12 protein-coding genes and 3 tRNA genes are annotated in these 16,758 nt (G+C 70.5%); 1 reads left to right on the top strand and 14 read right to left on the bottom strand.

Going from position 1 to position 16,758, the window contains the following annotated elements; all coding sequences use genetic code 11:
- Positions 1-55: 55 nt before the first annotated feature.
- From A6A08_RS21975 to A6A08_RS21950, 6 genes are all read right to left on the bottom strand, one after another.
- A tRNA-Glu gene (locus A6A08_RS21975) sits at positions 56-131 on the bottom strand.
- A gap of 108 nt (positions 132-239) precedes the next feature.
- Positions 240-312, bottom strand: a tRNA-Glu gene (locus tag A6A08_RS21970).
- Between the two features lie 50 nt (positions 313-362).
- Positions 363-434, bottom strand: a tRNA-Gln gene (locus A6A08_RS21965).
- Between the two features lie 152 nt (positions 435-586).
- Positions 587-2,041, bottom strand: a complete 1,455-nt coding sequence (gene gltX / locus A6A08_RS21960; RefSeq protein ID WP_073704525.1) for a glutamate--tRNA ligase — start codon at positions 2,039-2,041, stop codon at positions 587-589.
- 64 nt (positions 2,042-2,105) lie between these two features.
- On the bottom strand, positions 2,106-3,131 hold the full coding sequence (locus A6A08_RS21955; RefSeq protein WP_073704524.1) for a GDSL-type esterase/lipase family protein: 1,026 nt from the start codon (positions 3,129-3,131) through the stop codon (positions 2,106-2,108).
- A 99-nt stretch (positions 3,132-3,230) separates the two neighbouring features.
- Positions 3,231-4,031: a fumarylacetoacetate hydrolase family protein gene (locus tag A6A08_RS21950; RefSeq protein ID WP_073704523.1), complete on the bottom strand. Its 801-nt coding sequence runs from the start codon at positions 4,029-4,031 to the stop codon at positions 3,231-3,233.
- 353 nt (positions 4,032-4,384) lie between these two features.
- On the opposite strand from A6A08_RS21950, the gene A6A08_RS21945 reads away from it, so the two are divergent.
- Entirely contained in the window at positions 4,385-5,173 is a 789-nt protein-coding gene (locus tag A6A08_RS21945) for a DUF3152 domain-containing protein (RefSeq protein ID WP_073704522.1), read from the top strand.
- Between the two features lie 128 nt (positions 5,174-5,301).
- On the opposite strand, the gene cimA is transcribed toward A6A08_RS21945, so the two are convergent.
- The 8 genes from cimA to A6A08_RS21905 form a co-directional block, all read right to left on the bottom strand.
- The gene (gene cimA, locus A6A08_RS21940; protein ID WP_073704521.1) at positions 5,302-6,912 is read right to left on the bottom strand and encodes a citramalate synthase; all 1,611 of its coding nucleotides are present in this window, start codon (positions 6,910-6,912) and stop codon (positions 5,302-5,304) included.
- Between the two features lie 206 nt (positions 6,913-7,118).
- Positions 7,119-8,198, bottom strand: a complete 1,080-nt coding sequence (locus A6A08_RS21935; RefSeq protein WP_242422802.1) for a TSUP family transporter — start codon at positions 8,196-8,198, stop codon at positions 7,119-7,121.
- Between the two features lie 148 nt (positions 8,199-8,346).
- A complete protein-coding gene (locus A6A08_RS21930; RefSeq protein WP_073704520.1) occupies positions 8,347-9,462 on the bottom strand; it encodes a branched-chain amino acid aminotransferase in 1,116 nt (371 codons plus the stop codon).
- Between the two features lie 212 nt (positions 9,463-9,674).
- The gene (locus tag A6A08_RS21925; protein WP_073704519.1) at positions 9,675-10,739 is read right to left on the bottom strand and encodes a 3-isopropylmalate dehydrogenase; all 1,065 of its coding nucleotides are present in this window, start codon (positions 10,737-10,739) and stop codon (positions 9,675-9,677) included.
- Positions 10,740-11,523: 784 nt separating this feature from the next.
- Positions 11,524-13,113 (bottom strand): phosphoglycerate dehydrogenase, encoded by a 1,590-nt coding sequence (gene serA / locus A6A08_RS21920; RefSeq protein WP_073704518.1) that lies wholly within the window; start codon positions 13,111-13,113, stop codon positions 11,524-11,526.
- A 167-nt stretch (positions 13,114-13,280) separates the two neighbouring features.
- Positions 13,281-14,276: a ketol-acid reductoisomerase gene (gene ilvC / locus A6A08_RS21915; protein ID WP_199867014.1), complete on the bottom strand. Its 996-nt coding sequence runs from the start codon at positions 14,274-14,276 to the stop codon at positions 13,281-13,283.
- 73 nt (positions 14,277-14,349) lie between these two features.
- A complete protein-coding gene (gene ilvN / locus A6A08_RS21910) occupies positions 14,350-14,874 on the bottom strand; it encodes an acetolactate synthase small subunit (protein WP_073704516.1) in 525 nt (174 codons plus the stop codon).
- 20 nt (positions 14,875-14,894) lie between these two features.
- Positions 14,895-16,655, bottom strand: coding sequence for an acetolactate synthase large subunit (locus A6A08_RS21905; RefSeq protein ID WP_073704515.1), 1,761 nt, complete (start codon positions 16,653-16,655; stop codon positions 14,895-14,897).
- Positions 16,656-16,758 lie beyond the last annotated feature (103 nt).

The raw sequence follows: 16,758 nt of genomic DNA, 5'->3' as shown, positions 1-16,758 counted from the left end.
GCGGGAACGGAGAGAAGAGACACGAAAGGCCCCGTCCCGAAGGACGGAGCCTTGCTGGTACCCCCGAGCGGATTCGAACCGCCGTTACCGCCTTGAGAGGGCGGCGTCCTAGGCCACTAGACGACGGGGGCCGGACTGGCCGAGCGGAACGCGGTCGCATACCCACTCGAACCGGACACCGGTGACACACACCGGCCAGAAAGAAAGCCCCCACACCTGTGGGAGCCTCTCCCTGTCTGTACCCCCGAGCGGATTCGAACCGCCGTTACCGCCTTGAGAGGGCGGCGTCCTAGGCCACTAGACGACGGGGGCGCATCTCGGGTCTTCAGACCCGTGCTGCTCGCGACTCGCGCGAACCTGCGCTGGGCTACCAGGACTCGAACCTAGACTAACTGAACCAGAATCAGTCGTGCTGCCGATTACACCATAGCCCAATGCTCTGGGAGAACCGGTCCGCTTCCGCTTCCCTGTCCCCCTCGGCGACGTGAACAACTCTAGCGGACATTGCGAGCGGTCGCGAATCGAAACGGGGCGGCCGGCCTGTGGCTCCGACCACCCCGGGTCCGCAGGCCGGCCACCCCGGGTCTCAGGCCCCGCTCGCGTCCTCCGCGCCCTCCTGGGCGCCCAGCTTCTCCAGGGCCGCCGCCAGCCGCGCCTGGACGCGCTCGCGCCCGAGCAGCTCCAGCGACTCGAACAGAGGCAGGCCGACGGTGCGGCCGGTGACCGCGACGCGCACGGGGGCCTGCGCCTTGCCCAGCTTCAGGCCCAGCGACGCGCCGACCTCCTCGGTGCCGGCCTTGAGCGCCTCGGCGGTCCAGGGCAGGTCCGGATCGGCGAAGCGGGCCAGGGCGGCCTGCAGCATCTCCCTGCCCACGCCCGGCTTCATCGCCTTGGCCCAGCTCTTCTCGTCCTCCACGGGCTCCTTCAGGAACAGGAAGTCCACGTTCGGCACGATCTCGCTGAGCACCGCCACGCGGCTCTGCGCGAGCGGGGCGACGGCGGCGAAGACCTCGGGGTCGTAGTCGGCGGGGTCCCACGGGACGGCGTCGCCGGCCAGCCACGGCCGGCAGCGCTCGACGAACTCCTCGACGCTGAGCGCGCGGATGTACTCGCCGTTGAAGGCGCGCAGCTTCTTCTCGTCGAAGAAGGCGCTGGAGCTGTTGACGTCCTCGATGCGAAAGAGCGGCTGCATCTGCGACCACGGCATGATCTCGCGGTCGTCGCCCGGTGCCCAGCCCAGCAGCATGAGGTAGTTGACCATCGCCTCGGGCAGGTAGCCCTCCTCCTGGTAGGACTCCAGGGCGACCTTGTCACGGCGCTTGGACAGCTTCTTGCGCTGCTCGTTGACGATGACCGGAAGGTGCGCCCACACCGGCGGGTTCAGGCCCAGCGCCTCCCACAGCAGCTGCTGCTTGGGGGTGTTGGACAGGTGCTCCTCGCCGCGGACGACGTGGGTGATGCGCATCTCGACGTCGTCGACGACGTTGGCCAGGACGAACAGCGGAGAGCCGTCGGCGCGGGCGATCACGAAGTCCTCGATGGAGGAGTGCTCGAACTCCACCCGGCCGCGGATCCGGTCGTCCACGACCGTGGGGCCGCCGTCGGGCACGCGGAAGCGCAGCGCCCGACCCGGGCCGGGCGCCAGGTTGCGGTCGCGGCAGAACCCGTCGTAGCCCAGGTTGGGGTTGTCGCGCCGTTCCTGCACCTGCTCGCGGGTGCAGTCGCAGTAGTAGGCGCGGCCGTTCTTGTACAGCTCCTGCGCGGTCTCCCGGTGCTTGTCGGCGTAGTCCGACTGGAAGTAGGGCCCCTCGAAGTGCGGGTCGTCCTCGCCGATGCCGAGCCAGGCCAGCGCGCGGACGATGCCCTCGGTCCACTCGGGGCGGTTGCGGGCGGCGTCGGTGTCCTCGACGCGCAGCACCATGCGGCCCTCGGGCCGCTGCTGTGCCAGCGCCCAGTTGAAGAGGGCGGAGCGTGCGCCACCGACGTGGAACATGCCCGTGGGGGACGGGGCGAAGCGGGTACGAATCGAAGTCTCAGTCACGCGCCCCAGGGTATCCGCGGTGCGCGGGGACCCGTGGGAATCCGCTGGTCCCCGCCCGGCCCGTTCACTCCGCGGTGGCCGCCGGCACCGAGGGCAGGGGGCGGGGATAGGCCTGGCCGAGCCCGTACGCCTCGGCCAGGACGTCGGCGAACGCGGCGGCGATCTTGACCTCTCCCCCGGCGCTGGGGTGGGTGCCGTCGTAGGTGTCGGCGGACACGTCCCAGTCCTCGTTGCCCGCGACGTCCAGGCTGGTCACCGGCGACTCCTCCGTGGACATGTCGGCCGCGACCTCGCGGACCAGCATGTTGTAGGCGTACAGGCGCAGGGCGAAGCCCTCGTCGGAGTCGGCGAGGGCGATGGGCAGGGACTCGGCCAGCACCACGCGCACGTTCGGGTTGCCCTTGCGGGCCGACTCCACGTAACCCCGCAGGCGGTACTCCATCTCGTCCATGCTGACCGGCCACAGCAGGTCGTTCACACCGAGCATGACGCACAGCACGTCGGGCTCGTGGACGCGCACCTCCTCCTGGATGGAGGCGGCGGCATCGCGCAGGGTGCGCCCCCACAGGGCGTTGTGCTGCTGGTCGAAGTCGGGGTCGCGGTACTCGGCGGTGTCCGGGCCACCGTTCGCACCGGGCCAGACGACGTCCCCCGCGTCCTCCGGCCCTCCCGGTTCCCCGGGCGCCGTCCCACCGGTCGGCGGGTCGGCCGCGCCGTCCTCCTGGTAGCCCTCGGCCGGGTCACCGGAGGGGCTCGGCACCTCCTCGTCCTCGGTGGTGGGCACCGGGAGGATCATGTCCCGCGTGGCGGGATCGGTGTAGGGGCCGACGAAGTCCAGCCCCTCCACCCGCGGGGCGAGGTGGTTCCACAGGTGGTAGCGCCAGGTCCGGTCGCCGTTGGCGCCCTGGGTGATCGAGTCTCCCGCCAGCATGATGCGGCGCGGTTCGCTCACGGGTGCCTCCGCTTCCGTGTCGGGGCCGCCGCCAGCGCGTACGGCCGTCCAGTAGGCGGATCCCGCGGCAACGAGCACGAGCACGAGCGCGGCGGCGAGCATGAGGGGGCCGGTGCGGCGTCGTCGGGGGATGGTCACGTGCCTTCCTTCCGCTCCTTCGCGGGGTCGGCGGCGCCGGGCGCCGCCGGCCCCGCGACCGGTCCGGACGCGGGCCCTCCCCCGCGCACGGACCCGGGTTCAGTCCCGGGCGACCACCCTGTTGCTGATGGTGCCCAGCCGCTCCACCGTCACCGAGACCTCCTGTCCGATCTCGACCGGTCCCACACCGGCGGGCGTGCCGGTGAGGACCACGTCACCCGGAAGCAGCGTCATGAAGGAGGAGACGTGGGCGATGATGTCCGGGATGTCGTGGATGAACTGTGAGGTTCGTCCCTCCTGCCGGGTCTGGCCGTCCACGGTGGTGGTGACGGCCAGGTCCTGCGCCTCCTCGATGCTCATGCCCGTGGTGATCCAGGGCCCGAGGGGGCAGAAGGAGTCGAAGCCCTTGGCCCGCGTCCACTGCTTGTCCTTCTTCTGCAGGTCGCGGGCGGTGACGTCGTTGGCCACGGTGTAGCCGAGGATGACGTCCTTGGCACGCTCGCGCGGCACCTCGCGGCAGGGCCGGGCGATGACGATGGCCAGTTCGCCCTCGTAGTCGACCCGCTCGGAGATCTCGGGGTGGAAGACCGGGTCGTGGGGCCCGGTCACGGCGGTGGAGGGCTTGAGGAAGACCACGGGCTCGTCGGTGGACTCCCCCGTGATGTCCTTCATCTCCTCGACGTGGTCGGCGTAGTTCTTGCCGATGCAGACCACCTTGGTGGGCAGTACCGGTGACAGCAGGCGGATGTCGGAGAGCTTCGCCCGCTCGCCGGTCAGCTTGATGTCGCCGAGGAGGGGGTGTCCGCTCAGTCGTGCGACGAACTCCTCCCCGCTGTCCGAATCGGTCTCGACCAGGCCGAACCCGACCTCGTCGCCGGCCGCGAACCGTGCGATGCGCACCTGATGCCTCCCAGCAGCCCTGTTGTCTCGCTTGCGGTTGAAGGGTATCGGCGCGACGGGCGCCGGCGGTGCCAGCCGGATCGTGTGGAGGTTTCGAAAGGCCGGGAGGGGCGTGCGGGACGCGTGAGAAACATCCCATGAGCACACGGACACCCGTCACCACTCTGATGTGGCACAAAGCGGCGAAGCCCTGCCACACCTGGCTTTCCCGGACACTGCCTTGGCTTTTCCTTGGGGCGGACTCTGGCATGCTGGGTCCGTCATCCGCTGTTGAGGGGTTGATCCTCGTGCCCACGTCCGCTTCGCCCACGGGTCGGTCCCGTGCCCGGCACCGTCGACGCCGCCGGTACCCGATGGGGCTGGCGCTGGGACTGTGCCTGGTCTCCGGGGCCACCACCGTGCTCATGGTCAGCGTGCCCGAACCACCGACCGATCCCGCCGAGACCTCGGCCACCGGCCCCGTGGGGGACGGCGTTCCCGGGAGCTCCGACGACCAGCGCACGCAGCAGTCGGCCGAGAGCACCGACGCCTCCCCGGCCCCGGGGAAGGGCTCCACAGACGGGGAGGAGCCTCCGGTCCTGCTCCGCTCGGTGGAGGAGGAGGTCGACAGCGCCGACGGCGACCTCGTCGTCATGGAGGGGGAGAGCGAGGTCATGGGCGAGGGCCCGCTGACGACCTTCGCCGTGGAGGTCGAGAAGGGGCTGCCCGGCGAGTCCGAGGACTTCGTGGCCGCCGTGGAGAAGATCCTGGGCGACCCGCGCAGCTGGCGCGCCGACGACGAGCGCTCCATGCAGCGGGTGGACGGCGACGACGCCGACATCCGCGTGCTGTTGGCCGCCCCGGACACCGTGGACCGGCTGTGCGCCCCGCTGAACACCAACGGGTACGTGTCCTGCGCCAACGGCAACCGGGCCGTCATCAACCAGAACCGCTGGGTGTCGGGCGTCCCCCACTTCGAGGACGACCTGAAGACCTACCGGATCTACCTGATCAACCACGAGGTGGGCCACACCCTGGGCCGCGGCCACGTGAACTGCCCCGGCGAGGGCGAACTGGCCCCGGTGATGCAGCAGCAGACCCTGGACCTGCAGGGCTGCGAGCGCAACGGCTGGGTCCACCCGGAGAACGCCCCCGAGGACTGACGGCTCCTGGTACCGGCCGCGGCGGGGCCCGGGCGGGCCCCGCCGCGGCCGGACCGGAGCCCGGACGGGGTCCGTGCCGGGCCCCGTGCCCCCGCTCCCGCCTCGCGGGGCGGGGGGCGGCCGAGGCCTCAGTCCTGCGGGTAGCCCTGCCGGAGCAGCCCGTAGGTGACGGCCTGTTCGAGCGCGACCCACGACGCGTCGATGACGTTGGGGCCCACGCCGACCGTGGTCCACTCCCCCGTCCCGTCGCCGAAGGTGATGAGGATGCGGGTGATCGCGTTGGTGCCGGAGGAGCCCTCCAGGATGCGGACCTTGTAGTCCGTCAGCTCCAGCCCGGCCAGCGCGGTGTAGACCCCCTCCATGGAGCTGCGCAGCGCCCGGTCCAGCGCGTTCACCGGCCCGTTGCCCTCCGCGGTGGCGATCACGCGCTCGCCCTTGACCCGCAGCTTGACGGTGGCCTCGGTGACGCTCTCGTAGTCGTTGGACAGGGGGCTGGAGCCGCTCCGGGGGCGGCGCTCGGTGATGACCCGCCAGGACTCGGTGTCGAAGTAGCGCACCGGTCGGCCCAGCTCCTCGCGCAGCAGCAGCTCCAGGGAGGCGTCGGCCGCCTCGAAGCTGTAGCCGGACAGCTCCAGGCCCTTGACCCGTTCCACGACCCGGCCCGACAGGGCCCGGTCCCCGGAAAGGTCCAGGCCCAGCTCCTGGGCCTTGAGTTCGATGGAGGCGCGTCCGGCCATGTCCGAGACGAGCATGCGCATGGTGTTGCCGACCAGCCCCGGGTCGGTGTGCTGGTACAGGTCGGGGTCGACCTTGATGGCCGAGGCGTGCAGTCCCGCCTTGTGGGCGAAGGCCGACACCCCCACGTAGGGCTGGTGGGTGTCGGGGGCGAGGTTGACGATCTCGGCGATGGCGGTGGCCACGCGGGTCATCTCGGCCAGGCAGCCCTGGGGCAGGACGTCCTGGCCGCGCTTGAGGGTGAGCGCGCCGACCACGGAGAACAGGTTGGCGTTGCCCACCCGCTCGCCGTAGCCGTTGGCGGTGCACTGCACGTGGGTGGCGCCCGCGTCGACGGCGGCGAGGGTGTTGGCGACGGCGCATCCGGTGTCGTCCTGGGCGTGGATGCCCAGGCGCGCGCCGGTGGCCTCGCGGACCTCGGTGACGATGCGGGTGATGTCGGTGGGGAGCATGCCGCCGTTGGTGTCGCACAGGACGACGACGTCGGCCCCGGCCTCGGCGGCGGTGCGGACCACGTCGAGCGCGTGGTCGGGGTTGTGGCGGTATCCGTCGAAGAAGTGCTCGCAGTCCACGAACACGCGCTGGCCGTGCTCGCACAGGTGGGACACCGTGTCGGCGATCATGGCGAGGTTCTCGTCGAGGGTCGTGCGCAGTGCGCGCTCGACGTGCCGGTCGTCACTCTTGGCGACAAGGGTGACGACCGGTGCGCCGCTGTCGCGCAGGGCGGCCACCTGTGGGTCGTCGGCGGCCCTCACACCGGCACGGCGGGTCGCGCCGAACGCGGTGAGTTGCGCGTGCTCCAGCGTCAGCTCTCGTGAAGCGCGCTGGAAGAACTCGGTGTCCTTGGGGTTGGCCCCCGGCCACCCTCCCTCGATGAACGCCACCCCGAACTCGTCCAGCAGCTTCGCGATGGCCAGCTTGTCGGAGACCCGCAGGTTGATCCCCTCGCGCTGGGCCCCGTCGCGCAGCGTGGTGTCGAAGACGTGGAAACTGTCGTCCCTCATGGGTGGAACTCCCGAAGGTGGATGCTGTGGTGTGGCCGACCGGGCTCCGCCAACAAAAAAGACCCCCCGTGGACACGAGAGGTCAGCGCGCTGGCGAGGTCCGATGGTCAGCCAGCGCGCCTCACGATAATGAGAACCTGAGACGGCATGAGGTCAGTGTGCCACACGGTGGCGGAGTTCCTGGTGCTCAGCGGCCGATTGTCCCATCATTCGAGATACGAATTCCTCACACCGGACATATCCGCTGCTCTGCCGGGGGCCCGGAAGGACACGCCCGGGGCGGAGGGGGCCATCGGGGCCGGTACCGCGTCGGGGGCACCGCGAGCCCCGGGGCCGGCGTAACGCGTCGTCCGGACGAACGCGACCGAGAGCAGGGTGAGGGCGATGAGGACCCCTCCGCTGGCCAGGGCCATCCCCGGGGTGAACGGGACGAACAACAGCGTGCTCACGAACTCGGTTCCGATCAGCACGAAGAGGAGTACACGGATGGTGAGCGGTGTGAGCCGGGTGCAGATCCAGGCCCCGAGCGGTGCCCCCACCACGACGACCGGCACGGAGGCGATCCAGTAGTCGTAGACCGGCCCCGTGAAGTCCCCGACGACGAAGGCATGGGCGAGGAAGGCCGCGACCGACACCACGGTCATCATGACCACCGTGGTCGGTGTCGCCACCTTCTCGGAGACGCGGAAGAGCAGGACCAGCAGGAGGAACATCACGCAGTTCTCGCCCACCCCGGCCACACCGCTGAGCAGGCCCCCCGCGAGGCCGAAGCCACTGACCAGCAACGCCTCGCGCGCTCCCCAGCGGGGGACGCGGGGGTGACGCCGGTACCCCCGCTGGCGCAGCTGCAGCGCCAGGGCGATCGCCAGGGCGACCAGCAGCATGGTGAACAGGGCCCGGACCGTCGGCAGCGGCACCAGTGGCGCGATGAGGACGACGCTGGTGAGGACGCCGACCACCCCGGCGGAGGAGCCGTACAGGATCACCCGCCCTTCGACGGGCACCCTGGAGCCCAGGATCGAGAGGGACGCGGCGCCCATGCCGAGCGACTGGATCGCGAAGGTGAAGACCCGGGCCCGGTCGGCGGGCACGTCCAGCACCTTGGTCAGTACGGGGAAGGCGATCGCCCCGCCTCCCTCACTCGTCCCTCCGCCGACGAGTGACCCGAAGACCATCGTCAGCGCCACGGCCCAGTGGTCGGCCAGGGCGTCGAGGTACCGGGGTCCCCACACGAACGCCCACACGGCCCACACCAGGAGTCCGACCAGGGCGTTGACGGCGAGCATACGGGGCCTCCGGAGGAGGCGTCTGCCGTCTTCTCTCATGGCACGAAGGTCGCACGCGCCGGAAGGCGGCGACCACTCCTGCTCTGCGGTCCGCGCTGTCCACGCCGCGGGCCGCCCGGATCCCGTCCGGGCGGCCCGCCGGATCACCCTAGAACCTGGTGATCCAGTCGTACTTGTCGGTGCGCAGACCCGTCTGCAGGCCCACGAGCTCCTCGCGCAGGCGCATGGCGACCGGACCCGGGGTGCCGTCGCCGATGGCGAACTCGCCGTCGTCGCTCTTGACGCGGCCGACCGGGGTGATCACGGCCGCGGTACCGCAGGCGAACACCTCGGTGATCTCACCGGCCTCGGCGGCCTCGCGCCACTCGTCGGTGGAGATCGGCGCCTCCTCGGCCGGGATGCCGAGGTCGGGGGCCAGGGTCAGCAGCGACTCGCGGGTGATGCCGGGCAACAGGGTCCCGGTCAGCGGGGGCGTGCGCAGCCGCGCGTTCTCGCCCGAGCCGAACACGAACCACAGGTTCATGCCGCCCATCTCCTCGACCCAGCGGTGCTCGCGGGCGTCGAGCCAGACCACCTGGTCGCAGCCCTGCTCGACGGCCTGCGCCTGGGCCAGGAAGCTCGCCGCGTAGTTGCCCGCGAACTTGGCCGCGCCCGTGCCGCCCGGCGCGGCGCGCGTGTAGTCCTTGGACAGCCACACCGTCACCGGCTTGACGCCGCCCGAGAAGTAGGAGCCGACCGGCGAGGCGATCAGCAGGTAGACGTAGGAGCGGGACGGGTGGTTGACGCCGAGGCCGACGTCCGTGGCGATCATGAACGGGCGCAGGTACAGGCTGAAGCCCTCCCTGCTCGGAACCCAGGCGCCGTCGTGCTCCAGGAGGAGCTCGATGGACCTGAGGAAGAGCTCCTCGGGAAGCTCGGGCATCGCCATGCGCGCCGCGCTGCGGTTGAAGCGGGCCGCGTTGGCCTCGGGCCGGAAGGAGGCGAGCGAGCCGTCGGGATGCCGGTAGGCCTTGAGGCCCTCGAAGATCTCCTGGGCGTAGTGGAGGGCGGCGGTGGCCGGGTCCAGGCTCAGCGGACCGTACGGCTCCAGCTTCGCGTCGTGCCACCCCTTCCCCTCGGTGTAGCGGATGCTCACCATGTGGTCGGTGAACACCTGGCCGAACCCCGGGTTCTCCAGCAGTGCCTCTCGCTCCTGCGGGGTCTTCCGCTTGTCGGAGAGCTGGATGTCGAACGCCAACCCGCTTGTGGTGGTGTCGTTGTTCATGTGTCGGTGGTCCTCTCGGGTGCATCAGGCCGGCAGCATCGCCGACCTGGAATCTAGTCTGGCGGAAGAGCGCACCCGGTGCCAGGGCAGGAGTCGTGCACACGAAGCGGCGACGGGCGCGCCCGGTTCTCCAGGCGCGCCCGTCGGCGGTGTTCGGTGGGGCCGTCAGCCGCGCCTCGAAAAGGGGAGGGCAGGGCTGTGGGCGCGTGGCCTCAGCCCTGCTCGGCTACTCGCGCGGCGAGGTCGTCGCCGATCTTGGCCGTGGAGCGGACCGCGCCGCTCTGGGCGCGGGTCTTGAGGTCCGCGGCGACCGCGTCCTCGATCCGGCGGGCCGCCTCGGGCACGCCGAGGTGCTCCAGCATGGTGGCGGCCGAGAGCACCGTGGCGGTGGGGTCGGCCTTGCCCTGGCCCGCGATGTCGGGCGCGGAGCCGTGGACGGGCTCGAACATGCTGGGGAAGTCGCGGCCGGGGTTGATGTTCCCGCTGGCGGCCAGCCCGATGCCGCCGGCGATGGCGGCTCCGATGTCGGTGATGATGTCGCCGAAGAGGTTGTCGGTGACCACCACGTCGAAGCGGGCGGGCTGGTTGACGAAGAACATCGACGCGGCGTCGACGTGGCAGTAGTCCACGGCGACCTGCGGGTACTCGGCGCCGACCTCGCGGACCACGCGCTGCCACAGCTCTCCGGCGAAGCTCAGGACGTTGTCCTTGTGCACCAGGGTGAGCTTCCTGCGCGGGCGCGAGGCGGCCTTGTCGAAGGCGTAGCGGACGACGCGCTCGACGCCGAAGCGGGTGTTGACGCTGTCCTGGGTGGCGATCTCGTGCGGGGTGCCCTTGCGCAGGACGCCCCCGGCGCCCGCGTAGGGTCCCTCGGTGCCCTCGCGGACCACGAGCATGTCGATGTCCTCGGGGCCCACACCCGCCAGGGGGCTGTCCACACCCGGGTAGAGGCGGACCGGCCGCAGGTTGACGTGGTGGTCGAAGTCGAAGCGCAGGCGCAGCAGCAGGCCGCGCTCCAGCACGCCGCTGGGCACCGACGGGTCGCCGACGGCGCCCAGGTAGATGGCCTCGTGTCCGGCCAGCTCGGACTCGACCGAGTCGGGCAGGGTCTCACCGGTGCGGTGCCACAGCTTGGCGCCGAGTTCGTACTCGGTGGTCTCGATGGCGAGGTCGTGCTGGGAGGCCGCGACCTCCAGCACCTTGAGGCCCTCGGCGATGACCTCGGGACCGATCCCGTCGCCGGGAATGACCGCCAGTTTCACGGTGCGCGCTGCCATACGGACTGCCTCTGATTCGGACGCGGCCCCACCGGCTTCTTCCCAGATAGTGAGACCAGGATGAACACTGAATGAGACAACCCTACCGCCCCGGCGGACCGGAGCCGCCCCGGCACCGGGCCCGCCCCCGGCCGGCGCGGCCCGCATCCCTCACGAGCCGCCGGGCCGCCGCGGCCCGGCGCCCGGGCGGGTCGCCTCAGGACCGGCGGTTGAGCGCGTCCTGCAGGGCTCGGTTGATCTCGTCCTGGGAGTCGGGCGTGGACGGGTACTCGGTCATGTCGTACATGCGATCCTCCGGATGCGTTGCGTGACCGGTCGCGGGAACGGTGCGGCCACGGGTGCTGATGCTCTACGCGGTGTGCCCTACCGGGTCCGGGGCGGATGAGCCGGACGGCGGTGGAGCGCGGAACGTGGGCGACGGTGTCCACGGAGGAAGGAGCACGCCCAGGCGGGATCGTCTGCCGTGGGACGCCGGCACGGGCCCCGGTCGGGGCGGGTGCGGCGCCGGGCTGCGGCATCGGACTGTGGGTCCGGTGCACCGCTGACTCCTAGGACTTCAGAATATCGGATGTCCAACTATATGACCAGGACTTCTCACCATGTGAGACTGGCGCGTGTCTCCCCTGGCCGGAGCAGGCCCGTTCCGGCCTCCCGGGGGAACACGAAGGGGCCGCACCGCACGGCTCCCACCGGTGTGGCGGAGGCGGCGCGTGTGCGGCCCCGGAACGCGGAACGGCTCCGACCGGGGCCCGCACACGGCGGAGGGCCCCGAGGAGGGCGCCGTCTAGTCCTCCAGGTCGATCTGGCGGCTGATGTCGGCCTCGATCTCGGCGGAGATCGAGCCGAGGATCTCCTCGGGCACGGCGGAGTCCACGGTGAGCGCGATCAGCGCCTTGCCGCCCTCCTCGTCCCGGATGACCTGCATGCCCGCGATGTTGACGCCCGCGTCGCCGAGCAGGGCGCCGACCTTGCCGACGACCCCGGGGCGGTCCTCGTAGGACAGGAACACCATGTGCTCGGCCAGGCCGATCTCCATGGTGTAGTTGTTGATCTCCACCAGCTTCTCGACCTGGCGGGGACCGGTCAGGGTGCCCGAGACCGACACGCGGGTGCCGTCGGCGAGCACGCCGCCGACCGTGATGAGGTTGCGCCAGTCGCTGCTGTCGTCGCTGGTGACGAGGTTGACCTCCACACCGCGCTCCTTGGCGAGCAGCGGGGCGTTGACGAAGGTCACGGTGTCCTCGACCACGTCGGCGAAGACGCCCTTGAGGGCGGCCAGCTCCAGGACCTTGACGTCGTGGGAGGCGATCTCGCCGCGCACCTCGACGTTGATGCGGCTGGCGATCGTGCCCGCGAGCGAGGTGAACACGCGGCCGAGCTTCTCGGTCAGCGGCAGGCCGGGCTTGATCTCCTCGGCCACGCCCGTGCCCTGGACGTTCACCGCGTCCGGGACGAACTCGCCCGACAGGGCCAGCTTGACCGAGCGGGCGACCTGGGTGCCCGCCTTCTCCTGGGCCTCGGCGGTGCTGGCGCCCAGGTGGGGGGCGACCACGACGTTCTCGAACTCGAAGAGCGGGCTGTCGGTGCACGGCTCCTTGGCGAACACGTCGATGCCCGCACCGGCCACACGGCCGTCCTTGAGGGCCCTGTAGAGCGCGTCCTCGTCGAGGATGCCGCCGCGCGCGGCGTTGATGATCCGCACGCTGGGCTTGACCTTGTTCAGGGCCTCGTCCCCGATCAGGCCCAGCGTGTCCTTGTTCTTGGGCAGGTGGATGGTGATGAAGTCCGAGCGCTCCAGCAACTCGTCCAGCGTGGTCATCTCCACGCCGATCTGGGCCGCGCGGGCGGGCTGCACGAAGGGGTCGTAGGCGATGACCCTGGTGCCGAAGGCCGAGAGGCGCTGCGCGACCAGGGCGCCGATACGGCCGAGGCCGACCACGCCGACGGTCTTCTCGTACAGCTCGACACCGGTGTACTTGGACCGCTTCCACTCGCCGTTGATCAGCGCGTTGTGCGCCGGGGCGGTGTTGCGGGCACTGGCCAGCAGCAGGTTGATGGCCTGCTCGGCGGCACTGATGATGTTGGAGGTCGGGGCGTTGACCACCAGGACGCCGGCCTTGGTGGCGGCGTCCACGTCCACGTTGTCCAGACCGACACCGGCCCGGGCGACCACCTGCAGGCGGGAGGCCGCGGCCAGCGCCTCGGCGTCCACCTGGGTCGCGCTGCGCACGATGAGGGCGTCGACGTCGGCGAGGGCGGGGAGGAGCTGGGACCGGTCGGCGCCGTCGACGTGGCGCACCTCGAAGTCCTCCTCCAGGAGCGCGATTCCGGCGGGCGAGAGCTTTTCCGCTACGAGTACGGCGGGTTTGGGCACAACGGTTCCTTTTCGGGTGGTGCGACCCGATCGCGCAGGTGATGGGCACTGCCCGGATCGGGGGTGACGGCCGGTCTGAAGTCTACTGCCGGAGTAGGGAACCCGATGGGGACAGGTGGCATGTCCACCTGTCCCCCGTGCGGTTCACCGGGTTCTCCCCGGTCCCCTCAGGCCTTGAGCCAGCTCATCAGGGGGCGCAGTTCGGCGCCCACCTTCTCGATCTGCTCGCCCTGCTCGGCCTCGCGGCGCTTGGTGAAGGTCGGCTGGCCGGCGTCGAACTCGTCCATGAGCTCCTTGGCGTAGGAACCGTCCTGGATCTCGCCGAGGATCTTGCGCATCTCCTCGCGGGTCTGCTCCGTGATCAGGCGCGGGCCGCGGGTGTAGCCGCCGTACTCGGCGTTGTCCGAGACCGACCAGTTCATCTTGGAGATGCCGCCCTCGTACATGAGGTCGACGATCAGCTTGAGCTCGTGCAGGCACTCGAAGTAGGCGATCTCGGGCTGGTAGCCCGCCTCGACCAGGGTGGCGAAGCCGGCCTTGACCAGCTCCTCGGTACCGCCGCAGAGCACGGCCTGCTCACCGAACAGGTCGGTCTCGGTCTCCTCGGTGAACGTGGTCTTGATGACCCCGGCCTTGGTGCCGCCGATGCCCTTGGCCCAGGACAGCGCCAGGTCCCAGGCCTGCCCGCTGGCATCCTTCTCGACCGCGACCAGGCAGGGCACGCCGCGCCCGGCCTCGTACTGGCGGCGGACCAGGTGGCCCGGGCCCTTGGGGGCGACCATGGCGACGTCCACGCCCTCGGGCGGGGTGATGAGGCCGTAGCGGATGCTGAAGCCGTGGCCGAAGAAGAGGGCGTTGCCCGCCTCCAGGTTCGGCGCGATCTCGGCCGCGTACAGGTCCCGGTGGATGTGGTCGGGGACCAGGATCATGATGACGTCGGCCTCGCGGGTGGCCTCCGCGGGGGTGAGGACGCGCAGGCCCTCCTCCTCGGCCTTCGCGCGGCTCTTGGACCCCTCGGCGAGGCCGATCCGCACGTCCACGCCCGAGTCGCGCAGCGACAGCGCGTGCGCGTGTCCCTGGCTGCCGTAGCCGATCACGGCGACCTTCTTGCCCTGGATGAGCGCGAGGTCCGCGGCGTCGTCGTAGTACATCTGTGCTGCCACTTGGGTTTACTCCTGTTTCTGAACGTTTCGTGGAACGCTTCGCGGGGCCCGACCGTGTCCGGGCCCCGGGCTCCTAGGCGCTGCGCTCGACCGCGCGGAGGGAGCGGTCGGCGATCGACCGGGGCCCGCGTCCCAGGGCGACCAGCCCTGATTTGACGAGTTCCCGGATACCGAACGGCTCCAGGTTCCTGACCAGGGCATCGAGCTTCTCGGGGTCGCCGGTGGCCTCGATGACGACGACGTCCGGGCTGACGTCCACGACGTTGGCGCGGAACAGCTCGGCCGTCTGAAGCACGTGGGTGCGGCTCGACGCGTCGGCTTTGACCTTGACGAGCAGCAGCTCGCGCCGGACCGACGCGGTGGTGTCCATCTCCACGATCTTGACGACGTTGACCAGCTTGTTGAGCTGTTTGGTCACCTGCTCCAAGGGGTGGAGGTCGCAGTTGACCACGATTGTCATCCGGGACAGTCCTGGGTGCTCGGTGTTGCTGACACTGAGCGAGTCGATGTTGAAACCGCGGCGGGAGAAGAGGGAGGAGGCGCGGGCGAGGATACCCGGGGTGTCCTCCACCAGAACGGAAAGCGTGTGACTGCTCATGGTGGTTCGGCCTTCTCCTCTTAGTCCTCGTGTTCCCAGTTCGGCGCCATGTCGCGCGCGTACTGGATGTTGTCGTTGCTGACGCCGGGGCCGACCATCGGCCAGACCATGGCGTCGTGGTTGACGGTGAAGTCCACGACGACGGGGGCGTCGTTGATCGCCATGGCCTTCTCGATGGTGGCGTCGATGTCCTCGGCGCGCTCACAGCGCAGGCCGACACAACCGTACGCCTCCGCGAGGCGGACGAAGTCGGGAATGCGGACCTTCTCGTCGCGCGGTGAGGTCTGCAGGTCGGTGTTGGAGTAGCGGCCCTCGTAGAACAGGGTCTGCCACTGGCGGACCATGCCCAGGTTGCCGTTGTTGACCACGGCGACCTTGATCGGGATGCCCTCGATGGCGCAGGTGGCCAGCTCCTGGTTGGTCATCTGGAAGCAGCCGTCGCCGTCGATGGACCACACCGTGCGGTCGGGGTCGCCCGCCTTGGCGCCGAGCGCCGCGGGAACGGAGAAGCCCATGGTGCCCAGGCCGCCGGAGTTGACGAAGGATCCGGGGCGCTCGTAGTCGATGAACTGGGCGGCCCACATCTGGTGCTGGCCGACGCCCGCGACGTAGGTGGCCTCCGGTCCGACGACCTTGCCCAGGCGCTCGATGACGGCCTGCGGGGACAGGCTGCCGTCCTCGGGCTCCTCGTAGCCCTTGGGATAGGTGGTGCGCAGGCGGTCGAGCTGCTGCCACCAGCCCCCGTAGTCGCCCTGGCGCCCCTTCTCCTGGTCGGCGCGCACGGCCACGACCAGGTCGGCGAGGACCTCGCGGCAGTCGCCGACGATGGGCACGTCGGCATGGCGGTTCTTGGAGATCTCGGCGGGGTCGATGTCGGCGTGGACGATCTTGGCCTCGGAGGCGAAGCTGTCCAGGCGGCCGGTGACGCGGTCGTCGAAGCGGGCTCCCAGGGCGACGATGAGATCGGCCTTCTGCAGGGCGCCGACCGCGGCGACGTCGCCGTGCATGCCCGGCATGCCCACGAACTGCGGGTGGCTGTCGGGGAAGACGCCGCGGGCCATCAGGGTGGTGACCACGGGGACGCCGGTGAGCTCGGCCAGGACGCGCAGCTCGGCGGAGGCGCCGGCGCGCAGGACGCCGCCGCCGACGTAGAGGACGGGGCGCCGGGCCTCGGCGATCATGCGGGCGGCCTCGCGGACCTGCTTGCCGTGGGGCTTGGTGACCGGGCGGTAGCCGGGCAGGTCGAGGCGCTCGGGCCAGACGAAGTCGGCGGAGGCCTGCAGGGCGTCCTTGGAGATGTCGACCAGGACGGGCCCGGGACGGCCGCTGGAGGCGATGTGGAATGCCTCGGCGATGGTGCGCGGGATGTCGTGGACGTCCTTGACCAGGAAGTTGTGCTTGGTGATCGGCATGGTGATGCCGCAGATGTCGGCTTCCTGGAAGGCGTCGGTGCCGATCATCGGGGAGGCGACCTGACCGGTGATGGCGACCATCGGGACCGAGTCCATGTGCGCGTCGGCGAGGGGGGTGACCAGGTTGGTGGCCCCGGGCCCGCTGGTGGCCATGCACACGCCGGGGCGGCCCGTGGCGTAGGCGTAGCCCTCCGCGGCGTGACCGGCCCCCTGCTCGTGGCGCATGAGGATGTGGCGCACCTTGGCCGAGTCGTAGAGCGGGTCGTAGGCCGGGAGGATGGCGCCGCCGGGAATCCCGAAGACAGTGTCTACGCCGACCTGCTCCAGCGACCTGATCAGCGATTGGGCGCCGGTCATCTGCTCGGTCATCTCAAGATCCTTCAGCGAGGGTCCAGAGCGGCACGGGGGCTCTGGCTGGGTGGGTCTGATTCTGGGTCTGGCAATAAAAAAACCCCCACCGCCCGTGGCGGTT

Origin of the sequence: Nocardiopsis sp. TSRI0078 (genome assembly GCF_001905145.1) — a bacterium.
Taxonomy (GTDB): Bacteria; Actinomycetota; Actinomycetes; order Streptosporangiales; family Streptosporangiaceae; genus Nocardiopsis.
Note: the sequence above shows the minus strand (reverse complement) of the source record. Positions and strands in the feature narration are given on the sequence as shown.